We start from the raw sequence: 4912 nt of genomic DNA, 5'->3' as shown, positions 1-4912 counted from the left end.
TTTATTTCGGTAACTAATGGAGGAGGCTAGGAAAATTTTTAGTCAGCTGCAATAGCTAGACCATCTTCATTTCTTCCTGACAGTACCCCTGCTCATTTAAAGGGGAGTTGTGGGGGAACAAGTTAAATGCCAGGGGATAAGGAAAGCTTTCTGTTGGTGGCGTTCCTCCTTCCAAAATTGCCTGAGTCTGTAATTTTAATTCTTCCATTGCTTTCATTCCAGCACCACTAGCGGATTGATAAGTAGCTACCACTATGCGTTTTACTGGCTGTACCTGATGTAATGGCCATACTGCCATACCCATTAAAATCGTAGTGCAATTGGGATTCGCAATAATTCCTTGATGATTTGCTGCTGCCTCTGGATTGATTTCCGGAATCACTAGAGGCACTTGTGGATCCATCCGAAAGGCACTGGAGTTATCAATGACCACTGCACCACTTTTTACAGCAATAGCCGCCCAAGCTTTCGACGTTGCCCCCCCAGCTGATGCTAAGACCAAATCTACCTTATCAAAAGAGTGCTCTCCCACCGCTTCCACTGGTAACTTTTCTCCCTGAAAGGGGATGACACGACCAGCAGAGCGGGGTGAGGCTAACAGCTTAAGGTCAGCCAGTGGGAAGTTTCGGCTTTGCAAGAGTAACCGTAGTTCTTCACCTACGGCACCCGTTGCGCCTAAGATGGCAACGCGAACTTGACTAGACAAATGACTTTCCTCCACTCATTCAATTCAACATAGTAAATATTTTGATAATTTCATCAGTGCATTCTTTAAGAGTATCTAAATTTTTTTTCCCTTACTAGGTATTTAACCTCTGATAACGGTTCGCTATAGCAGGGTAAGCGAAATAAAAATTGATCCAAAATGTGATATGGCCCAAGGGTTATGACCATAATAAGCCTTGATTCTCAGTACTATTGCACTTTTGTCTCAATATTGTTGATAATAATGCCTCCTTATTGATTCTTGGCCTTACCCTGTTCCCTATCTTCCCTTGGCGTCTTAATAAAATGCCTGGAATTACCACATAAATAATAAACTTATCAATTAGCGCGAGTGTAATCGCTCACACTGCCCTATTTAGCCCGGGCCAGAGTCATCGACTGGCGTGTTAGGTACACTTAAAAAGCTCTGATCGACTAAGAGCTGGCTTAAAGGCTGTAGTAACCACCTATAGATAGTTCTGTCTACTGCCGTAAAGGAACTGGTAGATGTGCTTCACGCTTTACTGGTTGTTAGGATCAGCATACCATAATTGCTTTGGATTCTCCCGTCTAGTTCAATCCGAAGTAGAGGTTGTCCATCTGTATCGATACTCGATAACGGTTAATGTTCACCTCTACTCCTTTGGAGATCGGCGTTTTGACTCAAACCCCTTGAGAAATTCGTGGCTAGCGACTTTGTTGCCAAACCCCCTGATGGCGCGTCGGCTAGGGCAACTAGTGCATGTGGATAAATACCTTGGCTGAAACAATGTAAATCTTTTTGGTGAATTTTGTTGGTCGAAGCAGGCAACACCTAAAGTAATATAGGAGTCCCCAGGTCGAATCTTTGATTCAGCCTGGTTGATTATCCACTGTCCCGACTCATTAAACAATTAACTCTTCACACCCAAGCGTCAATGAAAGTAACTCAGGAAAAACTTCCCGCTAGCCAGGTTGGTCTGAAAATTGAAATTCCGGCTGAAACGACCAAACAAGCCTATGAAAAGGTTTTACAGAACCTTTCCCGCACCGTCAAAATTCCTGGGTTTCGCCAAGGTAAGGTACCCCGTCAGGTTTTGCTACAACGTCTTGGTGCCCAACAGGTAAAAGCTGCTGCCATCGAAGAGTTGCTAGACAGTAGTCTAAAGCAGGCGATTGAGCAAGCCCAAATTGAGGCACTAGGGAACTATAATTTAACCTCTACCTTAGAAGATTTGCTCAGCCAGTTCAAACCAGGGGAACCCCTAACCTTCACCGCATCGGTCGATGTGCCACCATTGGTTAATTTAGGGGAATACAATGGCTTAAGTGTGACAGCTGAGGAAACTAAGGTTGAACCGGATGCCGTCGAGAATTTTCTCGAAGAACGGCGTGTTGAGCAGGCTACCCTAGTACCAGTGGAATCACGCCCAGCTCAGATGGGAGATGTGGTCGTGGTGGATTATGTCGGTCGATTTACTGGTGATAGCGAAGAGGATGAAGGCTCAGTAATACCTAACGGTGAGGCTAAGGATTTTGAAATTGAACTTGGGGAAGGCAAGTTCCTAGAGGACATTCTTCAAGGCATCGTTGGTATGAATCCTGATCAGAATAAAGAAGTACCAGTAACGTTTCCTGAAGATTACCCCCTAGAAGATTTAGCTGGCAAGTCGTCGGTCTTTAGCATCACCCTAAAAGAAATCAAGGAAAAAGAGCTGCCAGAGTTAGATGACGACTTCGCTCAAGAAGTTAGTGATCAAGAAACCTTGGCAGAGTTACGGGAATATTTACAGCAGGAGTTTCAGGAAAAAGCTGATCAAGAAACGCAAGCCAGCAAGGAGGAGGCTTTAATCAACGCTCTCCTGGAAAAGGTTGAAGTTGAATTGCCTGAAACGCTAATTGACCAGGAACTCCAAACAATTTTGACCCAAACAGCGATCCAGATGCAACAGTTGGGAATGGATGTCAAAAGGCTGTTTACCGAAGAGAATCTACCACAGCTGCGAGAAAGATCACGTCCTGATGCCATCCAAAGCCTCCGACAATCCCTAGCCCTTAAGGAAATAGCTACACGTGAATCCCTAACCGTTGAAGAGTCGGAAATAGAAGCGAAAAGTAAAGAATTGATGAAGGAGTTGGCTGGTCAAGAGGTAGATCCGGATCGGCTGAGGGAATTCGTCGAGTCCGATTTGCTCAAACTCAAAGCCATTAAATGGTTAGAAGATCACGGTACTATAGAGCTGGTTCCCAAAGGAACCATCACCGAAGAAGAAGAAACTGAAGCAGAAGACACGGCCGTTACAGTAACCGAACTAGAAACAACCGATGCGGCTTCCCAGACCATTGAAGTACCAGCTGAACCAGTTTCTGAGTAAATCCTAGAGTTGGCCTTGTTGGTGATTTGCCCAGGGGAAGTGGTAGTGAGTGGCTAAGCTGTTGCGGATTTAACTTTCATAATTCTGAGGCTGAAACCCAAGGCTCAGCTTAGATTGCTTAGAATAAACACACCTTAGCTCAACAGCTTAGGCTTGTAGATAAGCCTCAACTCTCTAACCGTAAACTCTTGCACCAACAAGCAAACAGTTAAGGCATAATAGTTTCTATAGAGACTTTGACTTTATGCCTATTCGTGCCCTTGTTAGATAGCACCTTTATTAATAAATCGAGAGGTCTTGACGAGTTGTATCCTATGCTGCAATCTGTGTCCCCTCATTCCTCAATCACCAGCTTAAGTTCTCTAGACCAATACCAAATCACCTCCAGTAGTACTGTTGTACCAATGGTGGTAGAGCAGTCTGGAATGGGAGAACGAGCATTTGACATTTATTCGCGGCTGCTGCGAGAACGCATTGTCTTTTTGGGAACCCAGGTCGATGATGTGGTAGCTGACTCAATTGTTGCCCAGCTGTTATACCTAGAAGCTGAAGACGAGGAAAAGGATATCCAATTGTATATCAACTCCCCAGGTGGCTCGGTAACTGCAGGGATGGCAATATATGATACGATGCAGCAAGTGCGCCCTGATGTGGTTACCATCTGCTATGGCTTAGCTGCTAGTATGGGCGCATTTCTCCTAGCAGGGGGAGCTGCTGGTAAACGGATGGCATTGCCCAATTCTCGGATTATGATTCACCAGCCCCTAGGCGGTGCTCAGGGACAAGCGGTGGATATAGAAATCCAAGCTAGGGAAATTCTATACCACAAGCAAACCCTTAACCAATTACTGGCTAATCACACCGGTCAACCGGTGGAGCAAATTGCCGAAGATACCGAACGCGACTTTTTCATGTCAGCGGCGGAAGCTAAAGACTATGGTTTAATTGACCAGGTGATCTCCCGGCAGAATCTTCCTAACCAGGAAGCAGCTGTCGCTTCTATCTAGAAAGAGGCTTCTTATGTCTAAATACGACTCCCATCTAAAATGTTCCTTCTGCGGTAAGTCTCAAGAGCAAGTACGCAAATTAATTGCTGGCCCCGGAGTCTATATTTGTGATGAGTGTGTTGATTTATGTAATGAAATTTTAGATGAGGAGTTACTTGATTCCGGTGCGCCTGCTCCCCAGCCTGCTCCTCGACCAGAACCTGCCAAGAAACGTCGTCCCCGTGCCAACCGCATTTCCATGAATCAGATTCCCAAACCCAGGGAAATTAAACGGTATCTAGATGACCATGTGATTGGTCAGGAGGAAGCCAAAAAAGTTCTGTCAGTTGCTGTGTACAACCACTACAAGCGCCTAAGCTTGCTCCAATCTAAAGCTCAGGGTCAGGGTCAGGGAATAATCGATGATGGCATAGAGCTACAAAAGTCCAACATTCTTCTAATTGGTCCTACTGGTTGTGGTAAAACATTACTCGCCCAAACCTTAGCCAAAATATTAGATGTGCCTTTTGCTGTGGCAGATGCCACAACCCTGACAGAAGCTGGTTATGTTGGCGAAGATGTAGAAAACATCTTACTGCGACTATTGCAAGTGGCAGATCTGGATGTGGAGGAAGCCCAGCGAGGGATTATCTATATCGATGAAATCGATAAGGTAGCCCGCAAGAGTGAAAATCCCTCCATTACCAGGGATGTTTCTGGGGAAGGAGTCCAGCAAGCATTACTGTACTTGGCAAAATTGCACACCCACCTACCGGATAGGTATTCTTGCCTCGCCGAAATTGGGGCTCACCGAACGGCCATATGAGACCAAACGCCAGCGCCAGTGGGGCCTCTGACCTCAGGACA

The 4912-nt window shown here is 45.6% G+C and carries 2 protein-coding genes and 2 pseudogenes; 3 read left to right on the top strand and 1 reads right to left on the bottom strand.

The features are described 5' to 3' along the window. Window positions 1-58 precede the first annotated feature (58 nt). A pseudogene (locus tag F6K20_RS24175) lies at window positions 59-706 on the bottom strand (aspartate-semialdehyde dehydrogenase); the annotation flags it as partial. Window positions 707-1622: 916 nt separating this feature from the next. Here F6K20_RS24175 and tig point away from each other — a divergent pair. The 3 genes and pseudogenes from tig to F6K20_RS24160 all read left to right on the top strand — a co-directional run. Then, window positions 1623-3059, top strand: a complete 1437-nt coding sequence (tig, locus tag F6K20_RS24170) for a trigger factor (RefSeq protein ID WP_008185761.1) — start codon at window positions 1623-1625, stop codon at window positions 3057-3059. 314 nt (window positions 3060-3373) lie between these two features. Beyond that, window positions 3374-4066 (top strand): ATP-dependent Clp endopeptidase proteolytic subunit ClpP, encoded by a 693-nt coding sequence (clpP, locus tag F6K20_RS24165; RefSeq protein ID WP_008185759.1) that lies wholly within the window; start codon window positions 3374-3376, stop codon window positions 4064-4066. A 13-nt stretch (window positions 4067-4079) separates the two neighbouring features. Next, window positions 4080-4790 (top strand): annotated as a pseudogene (locus tag F6K20_RS24160) (ClpX C4-type zinc finger protein); the annotation flags it as partial. Window positions 4791-4912 lie beyond the last annotated feature (122 nt).

Source organism: Moorena sp. SIO2C4 (assembly GCF_010672485.1).
In the GTDB taxonomy this organism is placed as follows: Bacteria; Cyanobacteriota; Cyanobacteriia; order Cyanobacteriales; family Coleofasciculaceae; genus Moorena; species Moorena producens.
Note: the sequence above shows the minus strand (reverse complement) of the source record. Positions and strands in the feature narration are given on the sequence as shown.

What these genes read in the sequence shown, in the direction of transcription:
- tig (WP_008185761.1), top strand. Translation starts at nt 1,623, where the DNA reads ATGAAAGTAACTCAGGAAAAACTTCCCGCTAGCCAGGTTGGTCTGAAA.
- clpP (WP_008185759.1), top strand. Translation starts at nt 3,374, where the DNA reads ATGCTGCAATCTGTGTCCCCTCATTCCTCAATCACCAGCTTAAGTTCT.